The sequence below is a fragment of the Candidatus Gastranaerophilales bacterium genome (assembly GCA_028696075.1).
Taxonomy (GTDB): domain Bacteria; phylum Cyanobacteriota; class Vampirovibrionia; order Gastranaerophilales; family JAILCC01; genus JAQVHS01.
The window spans coordinates 151,285-176,779 of record JAQVHS010000002.1; the positions used below are offsets into that span (position 1 = coordinate 151,285).

The following is a 25,495-nucleotide window of genomic DNA, read 5'->3' on the forward strand; positions in this document are numbered from 1 at the left end:
CTATCTGTATTTATTTTTGCTGTTGATTTTTGTCGCTACTTTAAGTCTTGCAAGAGCCTTTGCCAAAGAAGCCTGAGCTGCATCCATAACGATATCATCTTGTAGGTTTTGCGTAAGCATAGCTTCTGCACGTTCTTTTTCGGCATTAGCCATTGCTACATCAATATCTTCACCTCGTTCTGCCGCATCAGACAGGATGGTTACTTCATTGTTTTCTACCTGAAAAATCCCGCCGAGGGTTGTAAGGTAATGTTCTTCACCATTTTTAATATATTTGGTTACACCATAATCAAGAGAGGTTGTCATAGGAATATGTCCCGGCAAAATTCCGAAAGCTCCGCCTACCCCTTGAGAATATACGGCATCACATTCTTCCTCAAGTGTTATACCGACAGGTGTAATAACTTTTAATCTTAATTTTTTAGCTTCCATTATTTAGCGTCTTGCTCCATTTTTCTGGCTTTTTCTACGACTTCATCTATGGAACCCGCCATATAGAAGGCTTGTTCAGGTAAGTCATCATATTTGCCTTCACAAATTTCTTTAAAGCTTCTTATAGTATCTTCAAGTTTAACATATCTGCCGTCAGAACCGGTAAATTCAGCAGCAACGAAGAACGGCTGGCTTAAGAACTTTTGAATTCTTCTTGCACGGTTAACTGTCATTTTATCTTCATCGGAAAGTTCATCCATACCCAGAATAGCGATAATATCCTGCAAGTCTTTATATTTTTGCAAAATTCTTTGAACTTCACGTGCTGTATTGTAGTGTTCTTCTCCAATAACGTTGGGGTCTAACACTCTTGAAGTTGAAGCAAGAGGGTCAACCGCGGGGTAGATACCAAGTTCCGTAATTTGTCTTGAAAGTACGGTTGAAGCATCAAGGTGAGAGAAGGTTGTAGCAGGAGCCGGGTCGGTTAAGTCATCCGCCGGAACGTAAATTGCCTGTACGGAAGTAATGGAACCGTCTGTTGTACTTGTGATACGCTCTTGTAATTCGCCCATTTCAGTTGCCAATGTGGGTTGGTATCCTACAGCACTTGGCATTCTGCCTAAAAGCGCAGATACTTCAGAACCCGCCTGGGTAAATCTGAAGATATTATCAATAAATAACAATACGTCCTGTTTTGAATAATCTCTAAAGTATTCTGCAACGGTAAGAGCGCTTAGTCCTACGCGCATCCTTGCTCCCGGAGGCTCATTCATTTGACCGTATACAAGGGCAACTTTGTCTATAACCTTGGACTGTTTCATTTCTTCCCAAAGGTCGTTGCCTTCTCTTGTTCTTTCGCCTACGCCGCCAAATACGGATACTCCGCCATGCTCTTTTGCAATATTGTGAATTAACTCCATAATTAGTACGGTTTTGCCTACACCGGCGCCGCCGAATAGCCCTATTTTACCGCCTTTTTGGTATGGCTGCAGCAAGTCTATAACTTTTATTCCCGTTTCAAAAATTTGTGTATCTGTATTTTGGTCAACCAGTTTTGGTGCTTCTCTGTGAATAGGAAGCCTCAATTCTGCATTAACTTCACCCGCTTCATCAACAGGCTCGCCCAATACGTTTAAAATACGACCTAATGTAGCGTTTCCTACGGGAACTTTGATAGGGTTGCCTGTGTTTATAACCTTCATCCCTCTTGATAATCCGTCTGTACTTGACATTGCGACAGAACGCACTCTGTTTTCACCTAATAATTGTTGAACTTCGCAGGTAAGATTTACAACCGCACCGTTTTGGGCAGTATCTTTCACTATCAGCGCATCATAAATTTCAGGCAATTGCCCGTCTTCAAATGCTACGTCTACTACAGGCCCGATTATCTGGGTTATTTTGCCTTCGGAAACTTTTTCTACAGTATTCATAATAATCCTTCAAATTAAAATAATTCTTTATTAATTATATCGTCTATATTATTTTAAATCAAAGAATTTTTTATACTACTCTAAAAAACCTTGCGCTGGTACCGCCTTCGCCGATTTTTATTCTTACTGTTCTCAGGCAGCCCGGGCATCTTCCCACATAAGCGCTGCCTTCTTTATTTTGGTATATTCTGGAATATACTCCGCAACAATCAAATTGTATTCCTAAATATTTTCTTCCTCGAAACTCTGACATGGGCTTTCCGATTTGTAAAGTAATTATTTACATTATAAATAATTTTCAAGCCTTGATTAATCCGTTTTTCGGAGTAATTTCCTCCATCTTTGAATTTTTGTTAAGTCGTTTGTACTATATATCGAGCCAAAAAATTTTTTTCATGTTAGAATGACGATGGGAAGATATTCGGAGTTTCGAATGAACAGTTTAAAGCTTATGGCTTTAATGGGAACATATTTCGGAATATATGAAGGGGTTGGCAAAAAAAGTGTTAAGTTTGCATTACCCCGGGAGAGTATAGTATCGAGCTATAAACAACCGCATACACAGCCTGATAATATATTAAAGTTTGACGGCTTGAATGCAAGGGCAAACTATAACATAGGAATACTAAAAGCGAAGCAGCCTAGATAAAGAGCAGCTTTTTTTGTGCCTGTTTACAGCAGCCTGAGTGGAGTTTTGTTACATAAAATTTTTGTATACGTCAGGCAGTTGACGCTCAGAGTGTGATTCTCCGGCTTTTAATCTTTTTGCTGCTTCTTCTTTGTCGTATCTGAATTTTGTGAAGAATCTTGAAACACCTGATACAAATAAACCCATAACCCCTATACTGAATAAGAACGGTACTGATGTAATCAGAATTTTATTTTTGCAAAGTGTTTTAAATTCATCATTTATACAGGTTTTGTTTTTTGCGGCAAGATTTTTAGCTATTTCGCCAAGGTCTGCGAATTTTGGAACGCTTAAATCTTTGGCAATAAGATTTTTAAACCCTTCTTTATTTTTAAGCAGTGTTTTAAATCCTTTTTCCAATAACTCACTGCCCGTAATTACATAAAAACCTACGAGCGGGAATCTGAACAATGTTTCAAGGAAGTTTTGTTTTCCCCTGTCCTTGGCGGATTTAAAGTACCCTGCGCCGCCTATAAGAACACAAGCTGTCAATTGACCGTTGCTTAGTGCTAGTTTACCGTTTCTTTCCGCAAAATCAAGGCTGAAGTATTTGTTAACAAATGCGGCTTTTTTAGGTGAACCGGCAAATAATTTATTTCCCGGTGCTAAAATGAATTCACCTATGTGTTTTAATACTTTGGAATTTTGACCTTTTTTAACCAAAAGCAAAGAAGTTGCCAGACATCCGCCAAATACAGCCGCTGCGCCCGCTATGTTTTTTATTGCACTGTTTTTAACTTTTTTCTGTCTTTGCTCGGTTTCGGTTTTATCTTTGTTAAGGTTTGCAATATTATTAAAATCCCCTTGCTTGAAAAGTTTTAAAGTAAAGAGATTTTTTGCAAATGTTAAAGAATATTCAAGCAGCGGGATTGCCATAGCTCCAAGCGCTATAGCCGCTTTTACAGGCATGATTTTGTCCGCGTTTTCTTTGGAAGTTGTTTTTACCAATTCTGTATAAGGAGTAGAAACCAAAGGTTTTAAGTTTTGTGCCAGTTTCTTGGAATAAATTTTTCTAAATACATTTTCGCCCAAAATTTTCGGGCAATAGTAAACTAAGAAACTTTCCGTAAGTTCTAAAAATGATGTTTCAGCCAGGTCTGCCCTGCTTCTTGCAAAAATAGCTTTGGGAGCAAGATTTGTAAGTGTATCCTGTGCAAATCTTGTGTTTGATAAATTCGAACCCGCTTCTTGTTTTATCAGGAATTTTGTAATCAATTTTGTTGTATATGGCAATTTATTTATTAAATTTACTGGTTGCATTCTTAAACTCTTTCGTTAAATAATCGACAAAAAAACAGCTTGCGCAAAAAAGTGCAAGCTGTTTTTAAAAAACTGTTTTGTTAATATTTAACGCCAACAAAATCCGCTTGCACTGTTTGCAAGCCACCACCAAGAGTTATTTTTTTGATTTTGTTGTAAATTAATCATGCTTTTAATTTCCTTTACCTGTCTATAATAATACAAGAAGATAAAAAAATTTGCTAGTGTACTTTTGGATTATTTAGAAACTTTAATAATAATTAACAGCCGAAAATTTTTCAGGTTCTACGAACAGTATGCATAAATATCATTTTGCAGGCATAAATCTTTTAGTCTTCTTAATGCCCTGATTTCTGTTTGCCTTACGCATTCTTTTGTGATGCCGTAGATTTTGCCGATTTCATCCAGTGTTTTTTTGGCGGTTTCACCTAATCCGAATCTTAATCTTATAACTTCTTTTTCCCTGTCTTTTAAACAGCCCATTATTTGATAAATATCCCTTTTTAGATTGGCAAATTCTGCGTTAACAGTGGTGTTCGCATTTTCATCAGCAATGATTTCCGCCAGCGTTAACACTTTATCACACGATGTATCGCTCGGAGTCTCCAAAGATACGGATTGATTAAATGCGCCCATATATTCCTCGAGTTTTTCAGCGGAAATTTTCATTCTGCTTGCCATATCTCTCACGGATAGGCTCGTATTGGTTTCTTTTTCTATTTTGGCTTTTAATTTTGAATACTTGCCTAAAATCTCCTGAACATAAACCGGTACCTTGACGCAGCCTGATTGTTCCGAGATTGCTTTGAGTACCGCCTGTTTAATCCACCAGGTTGCATAGGTGCTGAATTTGTAGCCGTATTTATAATTGTATTTGTCTATAGCCACCATTAGTCCGACATTCGCCTCCTGGATTAGATCAAATAAACTCATGTTAGGATTTTTGATTTTCAGGGCAATGTTTGCCGCCAGCCTTAAATTCGCTTCGGTTAATTTTTTTCTGGCGTTCATATCGCCCCGTTTAATTCTTTTAGCCAGTTCAATCTCTTCTTCTGTAGTAAGTATGGTGATTTTTGAAATTTCATTAAGATACTTTTGGGTAAAATTTTCACTTTTTGAATTAAAGTAAACGACTTTTGCAGGATTTTGCATAGCAACTTTACATTTCTTCATAACCAGATCTCCTTAACAACCAGAAAAACACACAACAAATAAGCCCCTGAAAATACTTGTTTATAGGGATAAAAACAATATAGTATATCAACCTTATATAATAAATATATCAGATAAGTCAACAAATCACAAGTGTTTTTGTAACAAATGTTAAGAAATCGTTGCAAAAATGACAAAAAGGCTTAATATTTCTTAATAAAATTTTCTTCATCTGTTTTTTATTTTTTGTCGGATAATGTAGTTATGAAAGCGATTGTAGTAAAAAATAAACGATTAATAGCAGAAGATATTCCAAAGCCTGTTCTTGATAAAAAAGGTGCGCTTATAAGAGTTTTGGGCTGCGGGCTTTGCGGTTCTGATATTGTAAAATTCAAGCATAATTTGGTAAAAGACGGCACAGTACTCGGGCATGAAGTTGTTGGCGAAATTGCCGAAATTAATGTTGAAAGTGATTTAAAAGTCGGGGATAAAGTGGCTGTTGCCCACCATTACCCGTGTTTTGAGTGCAATTTTTGCAGGCATGGGAATTATTCCATGTGCGCTGTGTTTAAGAATTCGAACATAACCCCCGGCGGTTTTTGTGAATATATTACGGTTGATGAAAACCACCTTAAATATACTGTTTTTAAGATTCCTGATGATTTGAGCTTAGCAGAGGCGTCTTTTACGGAGCCTGTAGCATGCTGCGTCAGAGCTGTGCGCAGGGCGGATTTTCTTAAAGGTGATAAAGCGGCTGTAGTCGGTTTGGGGTCTATTGGGGTTTTAATGGGTCAGACGGCTAAAGTCTTTGGGGCAAAGGTCGTCGGGCTTGATATCAGAGAAGATAGGCTCGAAATTGCAAAACAGCATGGCTTTGATGAAGTTATTAATTCGCTTTCTTTTGACGAAGAATTAAAGGCTGATGTTGTCTTTTTAACTTCAGGAGCTGATGCTACGGTTGATTTAGCTCTGAAATGCGTCCGAAATGGCGGTAAAATCATTGTATTCGCAAGTGTTAACGATGATAAGACCGCTTTTTCAAATAATGAAATATATTACAGAGAGCTTACAGTGCTTGGGAGCTATTCCCCCGGTCCAGAGGATTTAAAACTTGCGTTTGAAATGATAAAAGATAAAAAAATTCTCGTTAAAAGTCTTTCTTGTGTGTATAATTTATTAGAACTGGAACATGCACTTAAAGATACTTTGGATAACAGGATATTAAAAGCATTTGTGAGAGTGAGTGAATAGAATGAAAATGAATGCCGTAATGTATTACGGACCAAACGATGTAAGATATGAACAGGTTGATGTGCCTGAAATTAATGACGACGAAGTATTGGTAAAAGTCGACAGCGCACTCACTTGCGGTACTGATATAAAAACCTATAAACGCGGTCATCCCGTATTGATTAAAACTATTCCGTCCGGTTTTGGGCATGAGTTTGCCGGAACTATAGAACAGTTGGGCAAAAATGTTCGGGGCTTCAATATCGGCGACAGGGTAGTAGCGGCTAACAGCGCACCTTGCGCAGAGTGTTTTTATTGCAAAATCGGTGAATATAACCTTTGTGAGAATATAGAATTTTTAAACGGAGCTTACGCAGAATATGTTAAAATCCCTGCAAGAATAGTAAAGCATAATCTTTTAAAAATACCTGAGGGTGTGAGTTTTGAAGAAGCTGCTTTTGTAGAACCGTTGGCAAATGTGGTACATGGCGCCGAGCGTACGCAGATTTTACCCGGTATGACAGTGGGTATCGTGGGGCTTGGGCCTATCGGATTGATGTTTGTTAAAATGGCAAAGCTTAAAGGCGCTACCGTTATAGCTGCGGGCAGAAACCCGTTGAAGCTTAAACTTGCGCAGGAATTTGGCGGTGCCGACCATATTATTAATTTATCCGAAAATGAAAATCCGGAACATTTGTTTAAAGATTTAACGCCTGAAAAAAAAGGATTGGACATAGTTGTAGAGGCTGTAGGTTTGCCTGAAATTTGGGAAAGAATGTTTTCGCTGACAAGAAAGGGCGGTACAATCCACTTGTTTGGCGGCTGCAAACAGGGAACGCAGGTAAAAATAGATACCAGACGGCTTCATTACGATGAAATTAAAGTGATGAGTGTTTTTCACCATACCCCGCTTTTTGTCAAAGAATCCTTGCGTTTGATTTCAGAGAAAAAAATTGATGTCAAAAAGTTAATTACACATACCTTGTCAATCAAAGATATTGATAAGGCGATTAAACTCCATGATGAAGGCAAAGCTATAAAAGTACTAATGAAACCTTAAGAGGGATTATGATTAGAATTATTTTAATATTTTTAGTTATGTTGCTGCCGTTTTCGGCTTATGCCCAAGAGAGTGATTCCGCTGCGTTAAAAATCTATATTTCTGATACATCTTATGTTTATCAGGACAAGTCTTTGCTGGCTTTGAAAAATCTGATTTTAAACGATAAGCCGCAAGAAGCAGTTCAGCTTGCAGTGCAGCTTAAGCCAAAATTTAAAGACAATTCTGATTATTATGTTTTGTTGTATGAACTTGCTATCCGGGAGAATAATTTTGAGGCGGCAAAATCCGCTGTTCAAATTTTTGAAAAAATCAGTAATAAAGGGTATGAAACCGGTCTTTTATGGGGCGATTTTTACTTAAATCAGGCTATGGCATCGCAAACCGAAGAGTGGAGGGAGTTTTATTTAAAACGGGCGAAAATTTGTTATACAAGCGCAATGACATTAAGTCCTGCCCGTCCTGAAGCCGTCTTGGCTATGGTAAAGTATTTTATAGAAACCAAAAATTACCCGGATGCATTTGAAAAGGCGTTGGAGGCTAAGGAGTTAAATATTAATTATCCTGAGACTTATTATTATTTGGGGCAAATTTATTTAATAAATAAAGATTACATTTCTTCTCTTAATAACTTTAATATATATATTAAAAAAACACCGTATAGAAACTATTACGTTCATTATATTTTGGGTACGCTTTATGATAAACTTGCCGAAAGCAATAAGGCACGGGAAGAATACCTGAAAGCGCTTGAAATTAACCCTGATGCGCAGGCGCTTGCAGAGTTCAAACTTGAGCATGAAGAGCCGAAACTCGAACAGCTGTGATAAATTTTGAAACAGATTGGGCTTTTGGCGATTTTTCCGGTATTCTGATGGACATTTTGTTCTAAATATTTTATACTTGAGGAGTACTATGTAGAGGTGTTTTTAATGGAAATTAAGGCTCAACAAACAAGCGTAATAGACGTAGCTTGTGATGTTTTGATAATTAATCTTTTTGAAGGGGTCAAAATCCCGGGAGGGGCTACAGGTGTAGTTGATAATACACTTGGCGGTATTATTACAAATTATGTGATTAAAGAACAAGGATTTAGCGGTAAGTTTGCCGATACTTATGTGCTTGATACAAACGGAAAAATTCCCGCTAAAAAAGTTTTAATTATCGGGCTTGGAAAGCAGGAAGATTTTGATTTGAATAAATTAATTATTCTCTCGTCTAAAATGATAAGAAAATGCGAGGGAATACTGAATGCAAAAAAAATAGCAACCATCCTTCATGGCGGCGGATTGGCTGCGCTTGATGCTAAATGCTGTGCTAAAGCCATTACTACAGGCTTAATGATTGGTGCTTACAAGTTTAATAAGTATAAATCAGAAAAACAGGAAGATAAAAGCATAGATGAAGTTATTATTGTTGAGCAAGACCCGGCTAAAGTAGAGAAGATTAAAGAAGGTATGGCAAATGCAAAATCTGTAGCTAATGCGGTGAATTTTGCAAAAGATTTGGTAAACGAACCTGCTTCTTATATGACTCCTGACAGGATAGCCGAGATTGCTACCGATATGAAAAAAATTGAAACACGTATTATTGACGAAGATGAAGCAAGACAAATGGGTATGGGTGCTTTTCTCGCTGTAGGAAAAGGCAGCAGTAAATCTCCCGTGTTTATTCATATGAAATACAGACCTTCAAAAAAGAAAAAATCTATTGCAATTGTCGGCAAAGGCATAACTTTTGACAGCGGCGGTCTGGACTTGAAGCCTACTGCGGGTATGGCGACAATGAAGGGAGATATGGCTGGCGCTGCCTGTGTTTTAGGTGTTTTTAAAGCGCTTATAGAATTAAACCCTAACGTTGAAGTCCATGGAGTTATTGCAGCTTGCGAAAATATGCCTGGCTCCAGAGCTTACAAACCGGGTGATATTCTAACAGCTATGAACGGTAAAACAATAGAAGTTGATAACACAGATGCAGAGGGACGTTTGACGTTGGCGGATGCGCTTTCTTATGCCGTTGATTTGAATGTTGATGAAGTTATTGATATAGCTACCCTTACAGGCGCCTGCTCTGTTGCTTTAGGCGCGCTTAATTCAGGTGTTTTCGGCAATAACCGGGAATTAATTGACGATATTATTGAAGCCTCTAAACAAGCCGGCGAGCATTTGTGGCAAATGCCTATGGATGAAGAATATTTTGAAGATTTAAAAAGTGATATAGCCGATTTTAAAAATTCCGGCTCAAGAGGAGGCGGTGCTTCCGGCGCTGCTTTGTTCCTAAAACAATTTGTGGGAGAAATTCCATGGGTACACCTTGATATAGCAGGTACTTCTATAATTTCTAAAGACCTGCGGGAAAACAAAAAAGGACCAACAGGAGTTGGGGTAAGAACCTTAATAAACTATATTTGCAGTTAAAGACCGACGGTTAAAAAGGTAAAAGTAAGAATGATATGCCCGAAATGTAAAGCAGAAAATGATGACGGCGCAATAGTATGTAAAAATTGTAACTTTAAGCTCAAACTTAAATGCCCTGAATGTGGAACATATAACACCACAGGTACAAAAGTCTGTTCTAATTGTTCAACTAAATTACTGAAAACTTGCCCCGAATGCAAGGCGGTTAATTTTGCACAGGCAAAAATTTGCCGCAAATGCGGAATTGACTTCTCTGCTGCCGTTGATGCACCAATTGCCCATACTGAGGCTGAGGCTCCGGCTACCGCTGAACCTAAACCGGCAGGAAATATTGAAAATGTGCCGGTTCTTGCTATTGAGCTTATAAATTTTTCGGTGTTGAAATCAAAAATTAAATCACCTGAAACAGCAAAAAAAATAATTATGAAATTCTATCAGATTTTTGTTAAAGAGGCGCAGGCGTTTGCGCTTAAACCTAAAAAAATAAGTGATAATATTTTAACTTTGGAATTTCGTGGATACCCTTCAATAACAGCGGCTCTGGATGAAGCTTTGAAGTTTGCGGATAATTTGCGGGAGCAAATAAAAGAGGTGAATTTTACGCTTGAAACTAAGCTTAGAACCTCTTATAAATCAAGGATTTTTATTGATATAACGCCGTTAAAAGCTTCACTTCAGGAAATTTTGCAATACGGGGTAGTTAACGATGTTTTGGTTGGAGAAGAAGCTTATAACTTGTTAAATAATACTTATACGTTCGAAAAAACAGACGCAAGTCTTTCGTTTGATTTATACAAGCTGCAGCCTGACAGTGAAACAGCTGTTATTAATAAAGAAAATATAGAAGCTGCGCCTGACGTTGAAGTTCAGAGAAATAACGTTTTCGGCGAACTTTTACAGCAGCTTGAAAAAACCGACAAAGGTTACGTCGCCTGCTTAAATGCACCTGACGGGATGGGTAAAACCAATATTTTTGCGCTTTTTAGAAATTCGCTTGAAGATAACAAAAAACAAATTTGGCTTATGGGGCAATGTTCGCTTGCCTGCCGGCATGATATAGGTGCGTATTTTAAAGATGTTCTTCGTAATATGTTTGATTTGCCTGCTCTGAATATTGACGTTGATAATATGAAAAACAGAGTGTATGAAGCTATTGCCCAAAAACTCGGTATTGCTGATGAAGACGTAATGCAGGATATTTTTACTTTTCTTTTCTATGATGAAAGTTATTTGGCTCACAATATTTTTGAAAATAAAAATCGTATCTATATGGCAATCTCAAAAATTTTGATGAAACTACTTTTTGATAACAGGGTATTTTTGCAAATCGAAGATATTGAATATATAGATGAGCTTTCTTTGTATATTTTAAGGAGAATGTTTGCTGACGGAATTTTAAATTATGATATTAAAATTTTAATTTCTTCAAATACACAAAAGAGTCTGAATGAGATATTTGCAGTTGAAGCTTTAACCGCTGAAAATTCCGCTTTTTACGAATTTCCGCCTTTAACAAAAGACGAAATAGATAATTTTATTAACGGTTTGCTTCAAAATAAAGATATTCTCGGTGATAATCTGCTCAATCAGCTTTATGCAAATGCAAACGGGCTGCCTATTTATATGGAAGAATTTTTGTATGTATTGCTTCAGATAGGAATTATTAAATTTGACCGGGAAATTCCAAATAAAATTAACATCGCGCCTGAGGCGCAGCAGTTTACGCTGCCTAAAAATGCCGAAGGGATTATTAAGCTCAGGCTGAATACTGTTTCTCAGGTTAACCCTAATGCGTTTAAAGCGCTTTATTATGCGGCTATTTTGGGGTATAAGTTTGTACCGCCTTTATTGCGGGAAATCCTGAATGTTGAAGAGGGTGAATTTAACGATATTATTACCTATCTTGCGATGAATAATTTCATTTATGCTTTTGACAGCTTTAATTATGCTTTTAAAAACAAAACAATCTGGACCGTTGTAAGAAATCTTGAATTAAGCCCTGAAAACAAAAACTTTAGCCTTATAACCGCCACTAATATAATAGCCAAAGCTACAACGGGCGGGTTCCCTCTTGTAGTGAAAAACCTTGAAGATGCACAAACCCCTCCTGCGGGTTTACTGTCATTTGTTGAAAGTGCAGCCAAAGAAGCTTATATCGCAGGTGATGAGGTTTCATACATATATTACAAGAAAAAACTCCTCGAAATAGTTGAACAATCGGAATATGAGAATAAAACGGAAATTCTTCTCTCTATCAAGGAAGAACTGGCAAGAATGACTTATTTGGCGCACAGCGAGGAGTCCGTCAGTTACTTTAAAGATTTGATAACTCATTATGAGCCTGTAAATACACCTAAAACAATTGAATTATTAGGGTTTATGAGCCGTGCTTTTGAGAATTTCGGTAACTATACCGTGGCTATAGAGTGCGTAGATAAGGCAATCGAGAAGATTAATATCGCCACAAACCCTGTTTCTTATATGACTTTGTGCTATTCAAAGCTTGAACATCTGCTCAATTCAGGTACTTATGAAGAGTTGATTAATCTTGCCACAACTGCAATTTTGCCTGCCGTTGCAAATATCGGAAAACTCTCCCAACAGGAAGAAACCACCCTGAAACCCGAGGAAATTGCTTATATCGAGCTTGATACCAAATATTTATGCGGTTTTGCACTTGCGATGCAGGGTAATATCGATTGTGTAGCTATGCTTGAAAATGTCTATGCTTCTGCTGTTGAATACGGCTACGATGATTTTTCGATAAAAGCACAGCTTGCAATGGCGACACTGAGAGTTTTGCAGGGTGATATCCCTGAAGCTCAAAATATTCTGCTCACGCTGCAGGGGCTTATCCCCGCCTCGCCTGATTCTTCTTATAATACCCTGCAATGGTATCTTCTTAAAAATATAGCGGCAATTCTTGAAGGTATTTCTACGGGAGTAAAAGATGAGTTAAATATGCTTTTGAATTTTGCCGTTAATATCCGCCAATTTTCTTATGCGGCAATTATTAAAGCTTTAATCGGGAAATTAATGATTTCTGAAAATCCTCAGGATGCAAAAAATTATCTTTACAATATTATTATTGAAGCTACCAACCAAAAACTTGCTACTGCAGCATTTTTGGGATGGCATTTCCACAGCGAAGCCGATATTTTATTGCAGGATTATGATAACGCTTTGCATGTTGCCCAAAATGCCCTTGAAGTGGCACAAAACCCTAAAATAAGAAGCTTGTATTTTGAATCGTTGTTGTCTGCTAAGGTTGCTGAAATTTTCTACCTGAAAAATGACCCCGAGATGGCAAAGATACATCTTGAAATGGCGTTAAAAATTGCGATGCAAAATGAAAATATTTATCAGCAGGCTATAATAAGCCTGCTTTATGCCCAAATTTGTCTTGATGAAGTTAAGACAAACCCTTCTTTGATTGCTGCTAATGTACAAAAGGCTTATAAGTTGCTGTGCGCGGCTCAGGAATGTCTGAAAAATTCGCAAAACAAAAACCTAACAATAGAGCTTCAGCAAAAAATGAACATAACTACGACAATTGCTAATGATAACCAAATTAAACTTTAATAATCTTATGGTTTAACATTTTTGTTTATCTTATAATAATTCCGGATGGATTTTATTGAGGGTATTATGAAACAGCAACTGGAAGAAATTTGTAATATTGCCCTTCAAGAAATTGAAAAGGCAGCTGCTTTAAATGATATTAAAGAAATTGAACTCAAATTTTTAAGCCGTAAAGGCGATTTGAACACTATTAAAAAAGGGCTTAAAGATTTATCAAACGAAGAAAGACCGATTATAGGCGCTTTGGCAAATGAAATTGCCCAAAAAATAGAAACAGAACTAAGAAATAAAGAAGAAATTCTTTATGCAAAAGAATTAAACGAAACACTGGAGTCACAAAAGATAGATGTTACGCTTCCCGGCAGAAGAGTAGCCGCAGGCAGGCTGCATCCTTTGACTCAGACCGTTAATGAAATTGTCGATATATTTCAGGTTTTGGGTTTTTCGCTTGTTGACAACGCTATGTCGCCTGAGGTTGAAACAGAATACTACAATTTTGATGCGCTTAATTTCCCTAAAGACCACCCCGCAAAAGACATGCAGGATACCTTCTATACAAAAGTCGCGCCGAATGTGCTGTTAAGAAGCCAAACATCCAACTCCCAGGTTCGTACGATGGAGGATAAAAGACCGCCTTTGCGTGTGATATCTCCGGGGCGGGTTTATCGCTGCGAAGCCGTGAGCGCTCGTAAAAATAACCTTTTCCATCAGATTGAAGGGTTGGTCGTCGACAAGGAAATTACTTTTGGCGATTTAAAAGGCATTTTGAACGAGTTTACACGAATTTATTTTGGCGAAGCGCGTCCTACAAGATTTAGAACAAGCTTTTTCCCGTTCACAGAGCCGAGCGTTGAAATAGACGTACAATGTATTATGTGCCGCGGCAAAGGCTGCAGAACCTGTTCTCAAACAGGCTGGCTTGAAATTCTCGGCGCTGGTATGGTTGACCCTAACGTGCTTAAAGGTGTCGGCATAGACCCTGAAGTATACACGGGTTTTGCCTTTGGTATGGGTGTTGAGCGTTTGGCAATGTTGAAACACGCTATTTCTGATATAAGGCTGTTTTTCAACAATGACGTTAGATTTTTAGAACAATTTTAGAGAGGTTATAATGCAAATTTCGTTAGAATGGTTAAGTGAATTTGTTGATATAAAGGGTTTAACACCGCAAGAAATTGCCCACGGGCTTACAATGAGCGGGCTTGAGGTAGAAGCGATTGAAACTTTGGGCGCTGAATTTACCGATGTAAAAACAGCAAAGATTTTGGAAGTTAACGCTCACCCTAATGCGGATAAACTCCACTTGGTAAAAGTTGATACAGGAAGTGTTATAAAAACCGTAGTTTGCGGCGCTCAAAATATTGAAGCGGGGCAAATTATACCCTATGCTTCTGTCGGTTCAAAAGTATTGGACAGAAAAACCGGCGAGCAATATGCACTTACACCTGCTGTTATAAGAGGGGTAGAATCACAAGGTATGCTATGCTCTCAAGATGAGCTTGGGTTGGATGAGTTTAAACTTCAAGAAGAAGACGGCATTTTGATTTTGAACCGTATTTATCCTGATTTGGGGTTAGGCAAGGATTTAAGAGAAGTTTTAAACATAGTTGAAGATGTCATTATTCATGTTGCACCGACTGCCAATCGTGGTGATGAAATGTCTGTTATCGGTATAGCAAGAGAGATTGCGGCTGTTTTTGACAGGGATTTTAAATTCAGTAAACTAACCTCTGTATCAGAAATAAAATCACCTGATTTTGAGGTGGATATTTTGGATGAAAGTGTTTGTAAATACTATGCAATAGGCGTTTTAAAAAAATTAAAAGTGCAAAAATCTCCCCAATGGATGCAAAGACGTCTGAATGCTTGCGGTGTTCGCTCTATCAGTAATGTGGTTGATATAACAAACTACGTTATGTTGGAATACGGTCAGCCGCTTCACGCTTTTGACCTTGATAAACTGAACGGATACCTGTGCGTAAGACGTGCAAATGAAGGCGAAAAATTCGTCACTCTTGACGATGTCGAAAGAAGGCTTACAAATGACTCTGTTTTAATTGCTGCAAAAGAAAAAGCGGTGGCGTTAGCAGGAGTGATGGGCGGAGCTAACAGCGAAATTGATGATAATACCGTTAATATTGCGCTTGAATCCGCGTATTTTAACCCTGCAACAACAAGAAAATCTTCAAAAAGCGTTGGTCTGCGCTCTGAAGCTAATGCAAGATTTGAGCGCGGGATAGATATTGAATCCGTAAAATCAGCATTGTACCGTGCGGTTCAACTTTTGATTGAGCTTGCAGGCGGAGAATTTGACGGTATTTGTGAAGCAGGTGATGATAAGCTTGAAGAACAGGTGATTACTTTGCGCTTTGCTCAAATTAAACGTTATTTGGGCATTGATATTCCGCAGGAGGAATGTGTAAGAATTCTTGAAAAACTGGGTTTTGCTTTAAACGGTCAAAACCAGATGGCAGCAAGGTTTATAGTCCCTTCTTTCAGAGCGGTTGATGTAACAAGAGAAATTGATTTGATTGAAGAAGTTGCGAGAATTTACGGTTATGACAAGGTTACGCCTACTTTGCCAAACAAAACTTTTTCGTCTGAGAAAAATTTTGATGATACGCTTATAGGCAAGCTGCATCAGCTTCTTTTGGGTAAGGGTTTAAGCGAGGCTATAACGTCTTCTTTGGTAGGGCAGCCGCTTTATAAATTTGCGGGTGTGGATTACATTGACGAGAAGGCTGTTAAAGTCCTTAACCCTCAATCGGAAGACCATACTATGCTTCGCCAAAGTGTTGTACCTAATCTGCTTAGTGTTTTGAAAAATAATATTGATAACGGCAACAAAAATGTATGGCTTTATGAATTCGGCAAAACGTTTTCAATTGAAGAACCCTCAGATACCAAAAATCCCGGTGTTAAAGAAAAAAGAATGCTTTGTGCCGTAATATCCGGAAACATTGATAAAAACTGCTGGCTTGAGGGGCAAAATATTGATTTTTACTTTATAAAAGGCTTGGTAGAAGATATCTTTGAGCTTTTAAAACTTGATAACAGAATTGTTTACGAAGCGCAGGACGGAGCTTCTTATTTTCATCCGAAGCGCAGCGCAAACGCTGTTTTGCTTGGCAAAAACAAGTCACCTGCGGCTGTTTTCGGGCAGCTTCATCCGCTGATTCAGGACAAGTTAAAATTAAATCAGGAAGCTTACCTTATTGAAATTGACCTTGACTTATTGCTTGAAAATGCGCCAAAATCGACTGTTATTTACAAGGAACTGCCAATTTTTCCCGCTGTAGTGAGAGATATTGCGTTTGTCATACCCAAAGATATTACAGCACAGGATATTGCAAAAAATATCAAGAAGAGTATTAACCCTGCTTTATTCAAGAGTGTTGATATTTTTGACATATATCAAGGCGATAAAATGCAAGAAGGCTTCAAAAGCGTAGCTTATCACATTTGTTTGCAGGATAAAAACGCTACTTTGACAGATGAAATTGTAGACGCTGAGATTAAAAAATTAAAAGACAGCCTCAAAAAAGTTTACCCCGAAGCGGCTTTTAGAGAGTAAAGACAATATAACTGAAAAACAACCATTGCAATTAAAAATAATTCAAACATTTTTCTAATTTCTTTTGCATTTTTCTTGCTGTATAACTACCGCTTTCAAGTATAAGACCTTTGTCTTCTGCATAAGCCAGTGCATACATTAATATTTCATTCAGCATGGCTATATTTAAAAGTTCTGCCTCAATTTTATTAAGTTGTTTTTTATTCATAAAATTAACCCCTATTTTTACTGGATATTTGCCAGTAAATAAATGTTACTATATCCAGTAAAATAATCAAATGGATTTTAATGATTTTTATAAAAAACTGGGTTTGAAGATAAAATTTCTAAGAGAAGAAGTCGGCTTAACTCAAGAAAATTTAGCGGAGAAAGCAGGAATAAGTATTGATTACCTGGGTAAAATTGAGGTTAATATAAATAGACCGGGTCTTATTTCGTTATTAAAAATAGCAAATGCCCTGGGTATTGAGCCGAAAGATTTGTTGGATTTTGATTTAGATTAATACAAATGATGCTTTAGACCCGGGTTGAATGTAATGGGATTTTTACACCAAAAAGGACGGTTCTTAGACCATCCTTTTATTGTTGAAATAATTATTAATAGATTATTCTTCTATTTCAATTACGCTTACAGGGCAAGCGTCAGCAGCTTCTCTGACGGCATCTGCGTTAGCGGCAACAGCGGCTTCGTTTACGATTGCTGTATCTTCAATTGAAAAAACATCGCTGCAAATTGATTCGCAAGCGCCGCAGCATATACATCCATCTAAAATAGTAACTTTCATTTGATTCTCCTTACTAAGTTTCACATACACCATTATATAAAATAAATGAAACAAGGCAATAGTTAGTTGAGGAATTAAATTTTTAGCACATGGCTATAATTTTAGAGCGATTAATAACCCGGTATCAAAATTCAGCATTTGTATCTGATATTTTGGGTTGTTTTGAATTGCTTCCAAAAGAGGGGCAACTTTTTCTTTATGAGAAATCATATTATCAAATGCAATCATACCGTATTTTCTTAATTTTGGGTCAATCAGCCTGTAATAATCTATATATTGAGCTTTATTGGCATCGACAAAAACAAAATCTAAAAAAGCTTCTTCACTAGAGTTGTAATCTTCTTTTGATAAAGATTCTATAACCTCACAAGCCATTCCCTGTCTTACTGTTATAACATCATCCAAGGCGCATTCTTTAAAGTTTGCTTCCGCTTTTACAACCCGTTTTTGGTGAAATTCTATTGTAATAACCTTACCGCCGGTTTCTTTAGCTGCAAGCGCAAGCCATATACCCGAATATCCGTTTGAGGTTCCTGCTTCAAGAATGTTTTTATAACCGTTTGATTTTATTGTCATATTCAGAAAATTGGCACAATCATGGTCTATATTCCAAAAGTCTTTTTTGGTGATTTCAAGCTCTTTCAGTTTATTACAAATCTTTTCCATATTTAGGCGCTTTATCTACTACAAGTACATGATGAACGTTAATTAACAACGGAAGTTTAGTTATTATGGTATCTTTTTGGACGTCAATAATATTTAACTCTTTTGAAGAAATATTTGTAATCATTCCGAACTTAATATCAGGATTGATTTTTATACTGTTATAAAACCCTTTTTTATCAAGCGGAATGGTTTTAATTAAATCGCCCGACTTAATATTGTAGATATTAACAGTGTATTCATGAGGATTTATAGTGTACAATTTCTCCTGATAAACAGCGAAATCATTCGATTTTTCAGATACTTTGATAAATTGAACTTGTGAATAATCTGCGGTTTTTGTTGATGAAGTATCTTGTTTGGGACCGGCGCCGCTTGTATTGCTTCCTATGTTAACCAAATCAGGGTTAACAGGGTTGTAATCTCTGCTTACAATATCTACACGTCTTTGTTCTTCTTCTTTTTCAGCTGCTATTTCTTCTTTTGTTTTTTGTACTGTTGCTTCTTTAGGCTCTTTTTTCTTTTTATCCGAATTATATTTTTTGGCAGGTGCAGGGGTTACTTCCTGAATGTTTGATATTTCTTTTATGGGGTCTGCCTCTGTCACTCCTTGCGAAGTTTCGTTGCTTTTTTCTTCAAGAATTTTTGTAACTTTAGCTTCTATATTTTTGCCCGCCTGAATATCTGTTTTTGGCGCGTCCTTACTTGGAGCCGCTTTAGTCTTTTCTGTTTTTGTTGCCTGAATTTTTTCTTCATCGGAAGGTTTTACTGTTTTATCGGTTTGTTTATGGGTTGAAATTTCTACAAGCTCATCCGAAGGTTTTAGCGTCAATTCTTTTTGCGGCTTAAAATAGAATACTTCAACTTCATTTTGTCCTCTGTTTAAAGTTATAATTTTATCTTCTTCGACAATGATTTTTTGAATATTAGAAGAAGTGAATAAATTTATACATTTATACCCTTCAAAGTAGTCTTCCGCTTTTACAATCTGATAAACACTGCCTGCAGTGCTGTCGAGATAGTATAATTTTGTTTGGTCGGGTGATACGGCAAGATAGCTTGGATTTCCGGTTACTTTTATTGTTTCCTGAACTTCCATTTTTGTTAAGTCGATAATGCTTATGGTACCGTCGTCTTTATTTGCGATAAAAGCCTTATTCTGCCGGTCTGCTATTGCAATGCTAAAGGGTTTTTTGCCTACTTTAATTTCTTTGATTACTTTTGCTTTTTCACTGTCTATAATAAATAAAGAGTCTGTACTCATTGTTGTGAGCAAAATATACTGTCCCGAGTGCATGATTTTCACGTCGGAAGGAATTGAGCGAAAGGCTATTTCTCTAAAAGCTTTGCCGTTTGCTGTATTTAAAACGGTTAATGTATTTTTGTCAAAACTTGTTGAGTAGAAATTTTTATTTGCAAGTTCTTTAATTGAACTTACAGGCTGCGTGTCAGCTGTATTTTGGGAAGAACGCTTAGAAGTGACGGGCTTGTTTGTAACAATATTAGTTTCTTTAAACTCATCGCTTGGTGCTATGGAGATAATTAAATCACCTAAAATAATTCTTAAATCAGAAGGGATTTTAAGCCCTGTCGGTACGAGCAAATCCTGCGGAAGCATTCCCATTTTTACTTCGGAGGGGATTTGGTCGCTTGATAAGAGAGTCGGAGCTTGATTAGGTTTTGTTATAATTTTAAAGAATGCAAAATTTGTATTGTACATGAAAAAATCAGGACGGTCTTTTAGCTGCTTGCCGGCAGGTAATACTTTTGTTACTTTTACCTCTTCTTTAGGGAACTCACTTTTTAACGGGTAAACTGGCACATATAAAGTTCCGTCGGGCAATTCCACCAACGCGTCAAATCTGACTTTTAACTGAGGGAAGTTTTGTTTGAATATGGCGAGTTCTTTTTCGGGAATTTGAGAGCAAAATACCTGCTCTGCAAATCCTGCTAAAAATAAAAACAGAAAAAATGCTGTAAAAAGCTTTAACAAAGGACTAAATTTAATCGTGGTTGAGTTTTTCATATTGCACCTCTAATCAGTATTATTTGGTACTCCCTGAGATAGCATCTCTTACTTTATCCAAAATTGATTCTTTGGATTTCTTGTGATTTTCTATTTCAAAAAGCCGTTGGTAAAGCTTTCTTTCCTCTTCCGAAACATTAACGGGCGTGGAAAGTACCAGCTTTACATAAGCATCCCCCCTTTTTGAAGGGTTGTTAAGGTAAGGAACGCCCTGGTTTTTAATTTTAATAATGGTATCTGTCTGGGTAGAGGGCGCTACTTTGATTTTGTGAGTGCCTTCAAGTGTTTCCACTTCAATTTCATCACCCAGTACAGCTTGGGAAAAAGAAATATATTCCGTAGAGAAAATATTGAAATCGTCTCTTTTGAATTTTTTGTCGGCTGCTGTATGTATAACTATATACAAGTCGCCGTTAGGTCCGCCTTTTGTTCCCGCATCGCCTTGTCCCTGTACTCTCATTTGAGCGCCGTTATCGACTCCTGCGGGGATTTTTATGTTTATCTTTTTGGAAACGGTTTTTCTTCCTTCGCCGTTGCAATCAGGACACTTCTCAAGTATTTTTTTACCCGTACCGCTGCAGTCGGGGCAAATACCTACTTGTGTAAAAGTACCCATAATGGTTCTTGTTGTTTGTCTGATTTGTCCCGCGCCGCCGCAAGTCGGGCATGTTACAGGCGAACTGCCTTTTTTTGCGCCTGTTGCATCGCAGCTTTCGCAGGTTTCCAGGTGGTCTATTTCCACTTCTTTTTCAATGCCGAAAACAGCCTCTTTGAATGCTATATTGATATCCAGCCTTAAGTCGCTTCCCCGTTGAGGTGCGTTAGGATTGCTTCTTGAATATCCGCCGGCAAAGCCTGCACCAAAAAAGCTTGATAAAATATCGCCCAAATCTCCAAACCCGAAGTCAAACGGTCCTGATGTATCAAATCCCGCATTTTTCAATCCGTCAAAGCCGTAGCGGTCATACATTGAGCGTTTTTCTTCATTGCTCAAAACCTCGTATGCCTGCCCTAATTCTTTGAACCGCTCTTCCGCATCGGGAGCTTTATTTACATCGGGGTGTAATTCTCTGGCTTTTTTTCTGAATGCTTTTTTTATATCGTCTTGCGTTGATTCTCTGCCTAATCCCAAAATTTCATAATAATCTCGTTGCATCTGTAAATTTACTCTCCCGTTGCCACATTAACTAATGTAGGTCTTAATACTCTATCCCCCAGAGTGTAGCCTGTTTGCAGCTCATCTATTATACTTTGGTCAGGATGTTCGTTTGTCGGGGTTTGCATCACTGCATCATGTATATTAGGGTCAAATTGCTGTCCCAGCGCTTCTATTTTTTTAACTCCGGCTTTTTCCAATATGTCAAACAATTGCTTGAACACCATTTCAAAGCTTTCCTTTAATTGCGCCGTATCTTCCATATTTTCGCAAGATTTTTTGGCACGTTCATAAGTATCTAAAACAGGTATAAGTTTTTTTATGGTGTCTTCGGCGCCGTATTTTAGAAGCTGCTCCCGCTCTTGAACCTGTCTTTTTCTATAGTTATCGAAGTCTGCGGCAAGCCTTAGATATTGATTTTTCAGCGTTTCGAGTTCTTGCGCCTGCGCATTATCTTTTTCAACAACTTCTTCCTGCGCTTGTGCTTCAGGTTCTGTTTGTTGTTCGTTTATATTTTCCTGAACTTCCGCGTTATTTTGTTTGAAAGGGTTGAGCCCTTTTTTTTCATTGTGTTGCTTATGTTTTGACATAATAACTCCTCATTCAAAAAATATTTCCTAATAACATTTAAACATAAAAATAATATTATCCCATAGTCAAATGAGTATTAAATTTATTTTGTAAAGCTGTATTCCCAACAGTTGATTTCCCCGCAGTAGCTGCACACTGCATGTCCGTTCATAAAATTAAGGTCCGGAATAAATGTATACCCGTCAACGGTTATTACAATCTGCCCCTTTTCGTTAAAGACTTTAGACATGTCGCCTTTGCCTTTGTAATCGGGACTGAACATAAGTTCAAACTTGTCTATCTTTTTGCATTTTGTACATTTAAACATATTATTTTTTCTTGGACTTGTTTTCTTGTTTTGTAATTATTTGTTCCGGGTTTTTTGCTTCCAGCTTGCTTTTAGCATTGTTGTATAAAAGAACGTAATAGCATATTCCCAAAGGCATCATCAGCATGGAAATTACGATGGAGATTATTGTTGCAGCTGCCTGTTTACCGCCTTCAGAAGCGAACTTTTGGCTTGAACCGTACGAAAACCAGTCGTTCATAATCATAAAATCCGCTGCAATTTTGCTGTTTGCAACGTAAGAAGAAATGATATTTTCAAAAGGCGCCGCAATTGTATTTTTCAGCATTAAAATATCCGCAAACCATACGATAATTTGAGGAACAACAAGACTGGTAATTATGGTCAATACAATAAGGATTAACAGTGTCCGCCAAAAATTGTTGACAATAAGGCTGAAACTGCGCTCAAGAGTTTGAATCGGAGTTAAAGCCGGTTCAAACCCGAACACCTGAAAGCTAAGGCTTAAATATACCGACAAAATCATCATTAAAAATATCATTATAGCTTCAAGCCCTACAAGTAAAAAAGGAACCAATAACGGCTGAACATCAAATAAAAATATTCCGCACGGTAAAATTATCGCCATAATCCACAACAAAAGCCAAATAAACAGCATTATCAAATAATCTTTTGTACGCAAAGATATGATTTTTGTATAGTGGGAGTGATGTTTCGGTATTTTTTTCTTGATAATATCGCTTGTGATTAGGTTTAGAGATACCATCTTCAGCATATAATTCCAAAATGCAAGCTTAAATACGATAAATCCGGGTATTGTAGCTATAAGAGTTGTTATAAGCAAGGTTATAATATTTGAAAATATCGGAATTTGTACTATTTCAACAGCGTTTTTGCTGACGTAAAAAACAGGCAGCAGTATCAATGCTAAGCCTGCAAGCATCCCTAAAACAGGGGCTAAAACCGGTATTGTTAAGGTTATTAAATTCTGGAAATACAGTTTTGTTCCGTTACCTATGATAGTAAACACACTTATCGGTTTTGCTTTTGCCATATTCAATCTCAAATAAGTCCAAACTTATAACTACTATAATATAAAAGTCATGATTTTAAAAACAATTATTATTTTTTAATTTAGAAAAATTCCATGCCTTCATTAAAATCTAGTGTAAATGAAGGATTTTCACATGCTTTCCTAAAGTTTTAAGTGAAATTTTCCGATATCACTAATACAGGTAAGATGAAGGTAAGAAGTGTATAACAATACGATTTATCAAACGGGATACCGTCCGTACACCCCGCAGATAAAGAAAAGAAACATATCTCAAGAACAGCAGGAGGCTCCAACAGAGTCTCAAAAGCAGGCTGTTACCCCGAATAATTATCAGGAAAAGGGGCAAAGACAAAGCACGGCTTACCATCACAGTGTGCCTATTCAAACCGGCTCCAAAAAAATAAATATTTCGCAGCTTTTAATAGACTTTGAATCTACAATCAACGCAATAGGGGCGCCTCCGGATGTAGAGGAAGAAGTCCGCGCTTACCTTAACCTTGTTGGAAAACAAACCGATAAAGAATTACCTTCAAAAAAAATCATAACCTCTAACCTGAAAAGCGCAGCCGAGGTATTGGACGGCTATATTACCAAGGCGCTTAACAAATCCTCAAAAGTAGTTACAGACTGGGTGGATGCACTTCTTATGCAAAGTATCGACTTTAAGGCCGATAAAAGCATAAAAAAAGGCGCATTCGAAACCATAACGGGCGAAGCTCCGCAAACCGCCAGGTTAGCGAAAGAAAATCTTGCCAAGAAAAGCGCCCTGAAAGAAACCGCCCCTTCGGAAACCGCACCTCCCCAAGAAACGATTAAGAGCGGAAATGATGAGATTGAAAACACAATTAAAAAAGCCGATGATATTGCGAAGACAAACCCGCAAGAGTCCCAAAAACTTTATTCAAAAGCTTTTGAAATGGCACAAAAAACAGGTGATAAGTTAGCGATGGCAGAAATCTATTCAAAAATCGCCAACCTGCAAAACTCGCAAAATAATCTCTCACAAGCGCTTGATTGCCTTAACGCTTCCGCCTTGCTTGCTTATGAAATAAACGATACTTATCTAAGAGCCGGCAATCATACTCTGATGGGCAGGATTTATGACGACAACGGTAATATGGACGCTGCTATGAACCATTATTTTAAATCCGTAGGGTTAAACGGCGAGAATGACAATATACAAGGTCAAACAGGTGTGCTTACGGCTATCGGCAAAATGTTTACAAAAGCGTACAGCGCAAAAGAAGCCCTCCAATTTTATAAAGTCGCGCTGGACGGTGCAAAGCAAACTTCTGACCTGAGCGCAATGAGTGAGATTTTCCAAAATACAGCCCTTACCCACAAAAATACGGGCGCTGCGGAAAAAGCGCTAAAATACCTGAAAGATTCCGCCATAATTACAAGTAAACTCGGTGATGAAACCTCTCTCAGCCAAATTTATGAGCAGGCGGGCGATTTTATGAAAGACAGCGGGCATGCTAAACGTGCAGCTGACTTTTACCAAAAATCATACAAAATAGCCCAACGCAATAACTTGCAAGATGGGCTAATAAGGCTCAGAGAAAAGCTTTTAGCTTAAATTTTTTCTTTAAAATCTTCAAATGCTATTCTTGACATTGAGGCAGCTTGCTCGTACGAATAGCCTTTTTTGAGTGCAGCTTCAAAAATTGCATTGGATGCTGCAACTGCTTGCGGATTAGCATTCAATTCCGCAAGGTCAGCTTTGACACTTTTTGCTAATGCGCCGTCAAACGCTAATTTATTGGTTTTGTTAACCATAGAACGTCCGACAAGAGCGCTGTGAGCCTTATCAAGGTTTTTAATTTCCTTGGCGGCTTCCTGATTAGCATGTTTAGCTTCTTTAGGTTGAATACCTTCAAAGTTCAAGCCTGTCTGATTTAGCTTGTTGATGTTGTGATTGTGTATATCCGTCATTTTACTCTCCTTTATTAAAATTTAACCATAGTTACCATTTTTACATTCAGTATATTAAACCGTCGCTTTTTAAAAATTTGCTACTCTGTTTGTATGATATTAAGAAATTGTAACATAAATATCAAAAGTAATTAATTTGTATATACTTTTGCAAAAGTATAATATAAAAAA

Annotated in this window: 24 protein-coding genes; 10 read left to right on the top strand and 14 right to left on the bottom strand. The window is 37.4% G+C overall.

Going from position 1 to position 25,495, the window contains the following annotated elements; translation table 11 throughout:
• The 3 genes from atpC to PHX18_02185 all read right to left on the bottom strand — a co-directional run bounded on the left by atpC (position 1) and on the right by PHX18_02185 (position 2,118).
• Complete coding sequence (gene atpC, locus PHX18_02175; GenBank protein MDD3593412.1) at positions 1-432, bottom strand: ATP synthase F1 subunit epsilon; 432 nt, start codon at positions 430-432, stop codon at positions 1-3.
• Positions 432-1,865, bottom strand: coding sequence for a F0F1 ATP synthase subunit beta (gene atpD, locus PHX18_02180; GenBank protein MDD3593413.1), 1,434 nt, complete (start codon positions 1,863-1,865; stop codon positions 432-434). Before atpD ends, atpC begins: the two co-directional genes overlap by 1 nt.
• A gap of 70 nt (positions 1,866-1,935) precedes the next feature.
• Positions 1,936-2,118: a hypothetical protein gene (locus PHX18_02185; GenBank protein MDD3593414.1), complete on the bottom strand. Its 183-nt coding sequence runs from the start codon at positions 2,116-2,118 to the stop codon at positions 1,936-1,938.
• A 180-nt stretch (positions 2,119-2,298) separates the two neighbouring features.
• Between PHX18_02185 and PHX18_02190 the strand changes: the two genes are divergently transcribed.
• Positions 2,299-2,514: a hypothetical protein gene (locus tag PHX18_02190; protein MDD3593415.1), complete on the top strand. Its 216-nt coding sequence runs from the start codon at positions 2,299-2,301 to the stop codon at positions 2,512-2,514.
• A gap of 48 nt (positions 2,515-2,562) precedes the next feature.
• Here the strand turns inward: PHX18_02190 and PHX18_02195 are convergent, their stop codons facing one another.
• Both PHX18_02195 and PHX18_02200 read right to left on the bottom strand, forming a co-directional pair.
• The gene (locus tag PHX18_02195; GenBank protein ID MDD3593416.1) at positions 2,563-3,813 is read right to left on the bottom strand and encodes a hypothetical protein; all 1,251 of its coding nucleotides are present in this window, start codon (positions 3,811-3,813) and stop codon (positions 2,563-2,565) included.
• Positions 3,814-4,098: 285 nt separating this feature from the next.
• Entirely contained in the window at positions 4,099-4,986 is an 888-nt protein-coding gene (locus tag PHX18_02200; protein MDD3593417.1) for an RNA polymerase sigma factor RpoD/SigA, read from the bottom strand.
• A gap of 243 nt (positions 4,987-5,229) precedes the next feature.
• Here PHX18_02200 and PHX18_02205 point away from each other — a divergent pair, with 243 nt between their 5' ends.
• The 7 genes from PHX18_02205 (at position 5,230) to pheT (ending at position 16,828) form a co-directional block, all read left to right on the top strand.
• A complete protein-coding gene (locus PHX18_02205) occupies positions 5,230-6,216 on the top strand; it encodes an alcohol dehydrogenase catalytic domain-containing protein (GenBank protein ID MDD3593418.1) in 987 nt (328 codons plus the stop codon).
• Between the two features lies 1 nt (position 6,217).
• Positions 6,218-7,255, top strand: a complete 1,038-nt coding sequence (locus PHX18_02210) for an alcohol dehydrogenase catalytic domain-containing protein (protein MDD3593419.1) — start codon at positions 6,218-6,220, stop codon at positions 7,253-7,255.
• Between the two features lie 8 nt (positions 7,256-7,263).
• Positions 7,264-8,082, top strand: a complete 819-nt coding sequence (locus tag PHX18_02215) for a hypothetical protein (GenBank protein ID MDD3593420.1) — start codon at positions 7,264-7,266, stop codon at positions 8,080-8,082.
• 105 nt (positions 8,083-8,187) lie between these two features.
• The gene (locus tag PHX18_02220) at positions 8,188-9,672 is read left to right on the top strand and encodes a leucyl aminopeptidase (protein MDD3593421.1); all 1,485 of its coding nucleotides are present in this window, start codon (positions 8,188-8,190) and stop codon (positions 9,670-9,672) included.
• 30 nt (positions 9,673-9,702) lie between these two features.
• On the top strand, positions 9,703-13,254 hold the full coding sequence (locus PHX18_02225; protein MDD3593422.1) for a zinc ribbon domain-containing protein: 3,552 nt from the start codon (positions 9,703-9,705) through the stop codon (positions 13,252-13,254).
• A gap of 66 nt (positions 13,255-13,320) precedes the next feature.
• Positions 13,321-14,355, top strand: coding sequence for a phenylalanine--tRNA ligase subunit alpha (gene pheS / locus PHX18_02230; GenBank protein ID MDD3593423.1), 1,035 nt, complete (start codon positions 13,321-13,323; stop codon positions 14,353-14,355).
• A gap of 10 nt (positions 14,356-14,365) precedes the next feature.
• Positions 14,366-16,828 carry a phenylalanine--tRNA ligase subunit beta gene (pheT, locus tag PHX18_02235; protein ID MDD3593424.1) on the top strand — a complete coding sequence of 821 codons (2,463 nt, stop codon included), beginning with the start codon at positions 14,366-14,368 and terminating at the stop codon, positions 16,826-16,828.
• 31 nt (positions 16,829-16,859) lie between these two features.
• On the opposite strand, the gene PHX18_02240 is transcribed toward pheT, so the two are convergent.
• Positions 16,860-17,036 carry a hypothetical protein gene (locus tag PHX18_02240; GenBank protein ID MDD3593425.1) on the bottom strand — a complete coding sequence of 59 codons (177 nt, stop codon included), beginning with the start codon at positions 17,034-17,036 and terminating at the stop codon, positions 16,860-16,862.
• Positions 17,037-17,106: 70 nt separating this feature from the next.
• Between PHX18_02240 and PHX18_02245 the strand changes: the two genes are divergently transcribed.
• On the top strand, positions 17,107-17,331 hold the full coding sequence (locus PHX18_02245) for a helix-turn-helix transcriptional regulator (GenBank protein MDD3593426.1): 225 nt from the start codon (positions 17,107-17,109) through the stop codon (positions 17,329-17,331).
• A gap of 102 nt (positions 17,332-17,433) precedes the next feature.
• On the opposite strand, the gene PHX18_02250 is transcribed toward PHX18_02245, so the two are convergent.
• The 7 genes from PHX18_02250 to PHX18_02280 form a co-directional block, all read right to left on the bottom strand.
• Positions 17,434-17,613 carry a ferredoxin gene (locus PHX18_02250; protein ID MDD3593427.1) on the bottom strand — a complete coding sequence of 60 codons (180 nt, stop codon included), beginning with the start codon at positions 17,611-17,613 and terminating at the stop codon, positions 17,434-17,436.
• Between the two features lie 93 nt (positions 17,614-17,706).
• Positions 17,707-18,279 carry a class I SAM-dependent methyltransferase gene (locus PHX18_02255; protein MDD3593428.1) on the bottom strand — a complete coding sequence of 191 codons (573 nt, stop codon included), beginning with the start codon at positions 18,277-18,279 and terminating at the stop codon, positions 17,707-17,709.
• A complete protein-coding gene (locus PHX18_02260) occupies positions 18,263-20,302 on the bottom strand; it encodes a YncE family protein (protein ID MDD3593429.1) in 2,040 nt (679 codons plus the stop codon). Before PHX18_02260 ends, PHX18_02255 begins: the two co-directional genes overlap by 17 nt.
• Before the next feature lie 19 nt (positions 20,303-20,321).
• Positions 20,322-21,458: a molecular chaperone DnaJ gene (gene dnaJ, locus PHX18_02265; protein ID MDD3593430.1), complete on the bottom strand. Its 1,137-nt coding sequence runs from the start codon at positions 21,456-21,458 to the stop codon at positions 20,322-20,324.
• Positions 21,459-21,466: 8 nt separating this feature from the next.
• Positions 21,467-22,048, bottom strand: coding sequence for a nucleotide exchange factor GrpE (gene grpE / locus PHX18_02270; GenBank protein MDD3593431.1), 582 nt, complete (start codon positions 22,046-22,048; stop codon positions 21,467-21,469).
• An 83-nt stretch (positions 22,049-22,131) separates the two neighbouring features.
• Complete coding sequence (locus PHX18_02275; protein MDD3593432.1) at positions 22,132-22,356, bottom strand: hypothetical protein; 225 nt, start codon at positions 22,354-22,356, stop codon at positions 22,132-22,134.
• 1 nt (position 22,357) lies between these two features.
• Positions 22,358-23,389, bottom strand: a complete 1,032-nt coding sequence (locus PHX18_02280) for a hypothetical protein (protein MDD3593433.1) — start codon at positions 23,387-23,389, stop codon at positions 22,358-22,360.
• A 199-nt stretch (positions 23,390-23,588) separates the two neighbouring features.
• Here PHX18_02280 and PHX18_02285 point away from each other — a divergent pair, with 199 nt between their 5' ends.
• The gene (locus PHX18_02285) at positions 23,589-24,968 is read left to right on the top strand and encodes a hypothetical protein (protein MDD3593434.1); all 1,380 of its coding nucleotides are present in this window, start codon (positions 23,589-23,591) and stop codon (positions 24,966-24,968) included.
• Here the strand turns inward: PHX18_02285 and PHX18_02290 are convergent.
• Entirely contained in the window at positions 24,965-25,324 is a 360-nt protein-coding gene (locus PHX18_02290; GenBank protein MDD3593435.1) for a hypothetical protein, read from the bottom strand. The genes PHX18_02285 and PHX18_02290 overlap by 4 nt on opposite strands.
• Between the last annotated feature and the right edge of the window lie 171 nt (positions 25,325-25,495).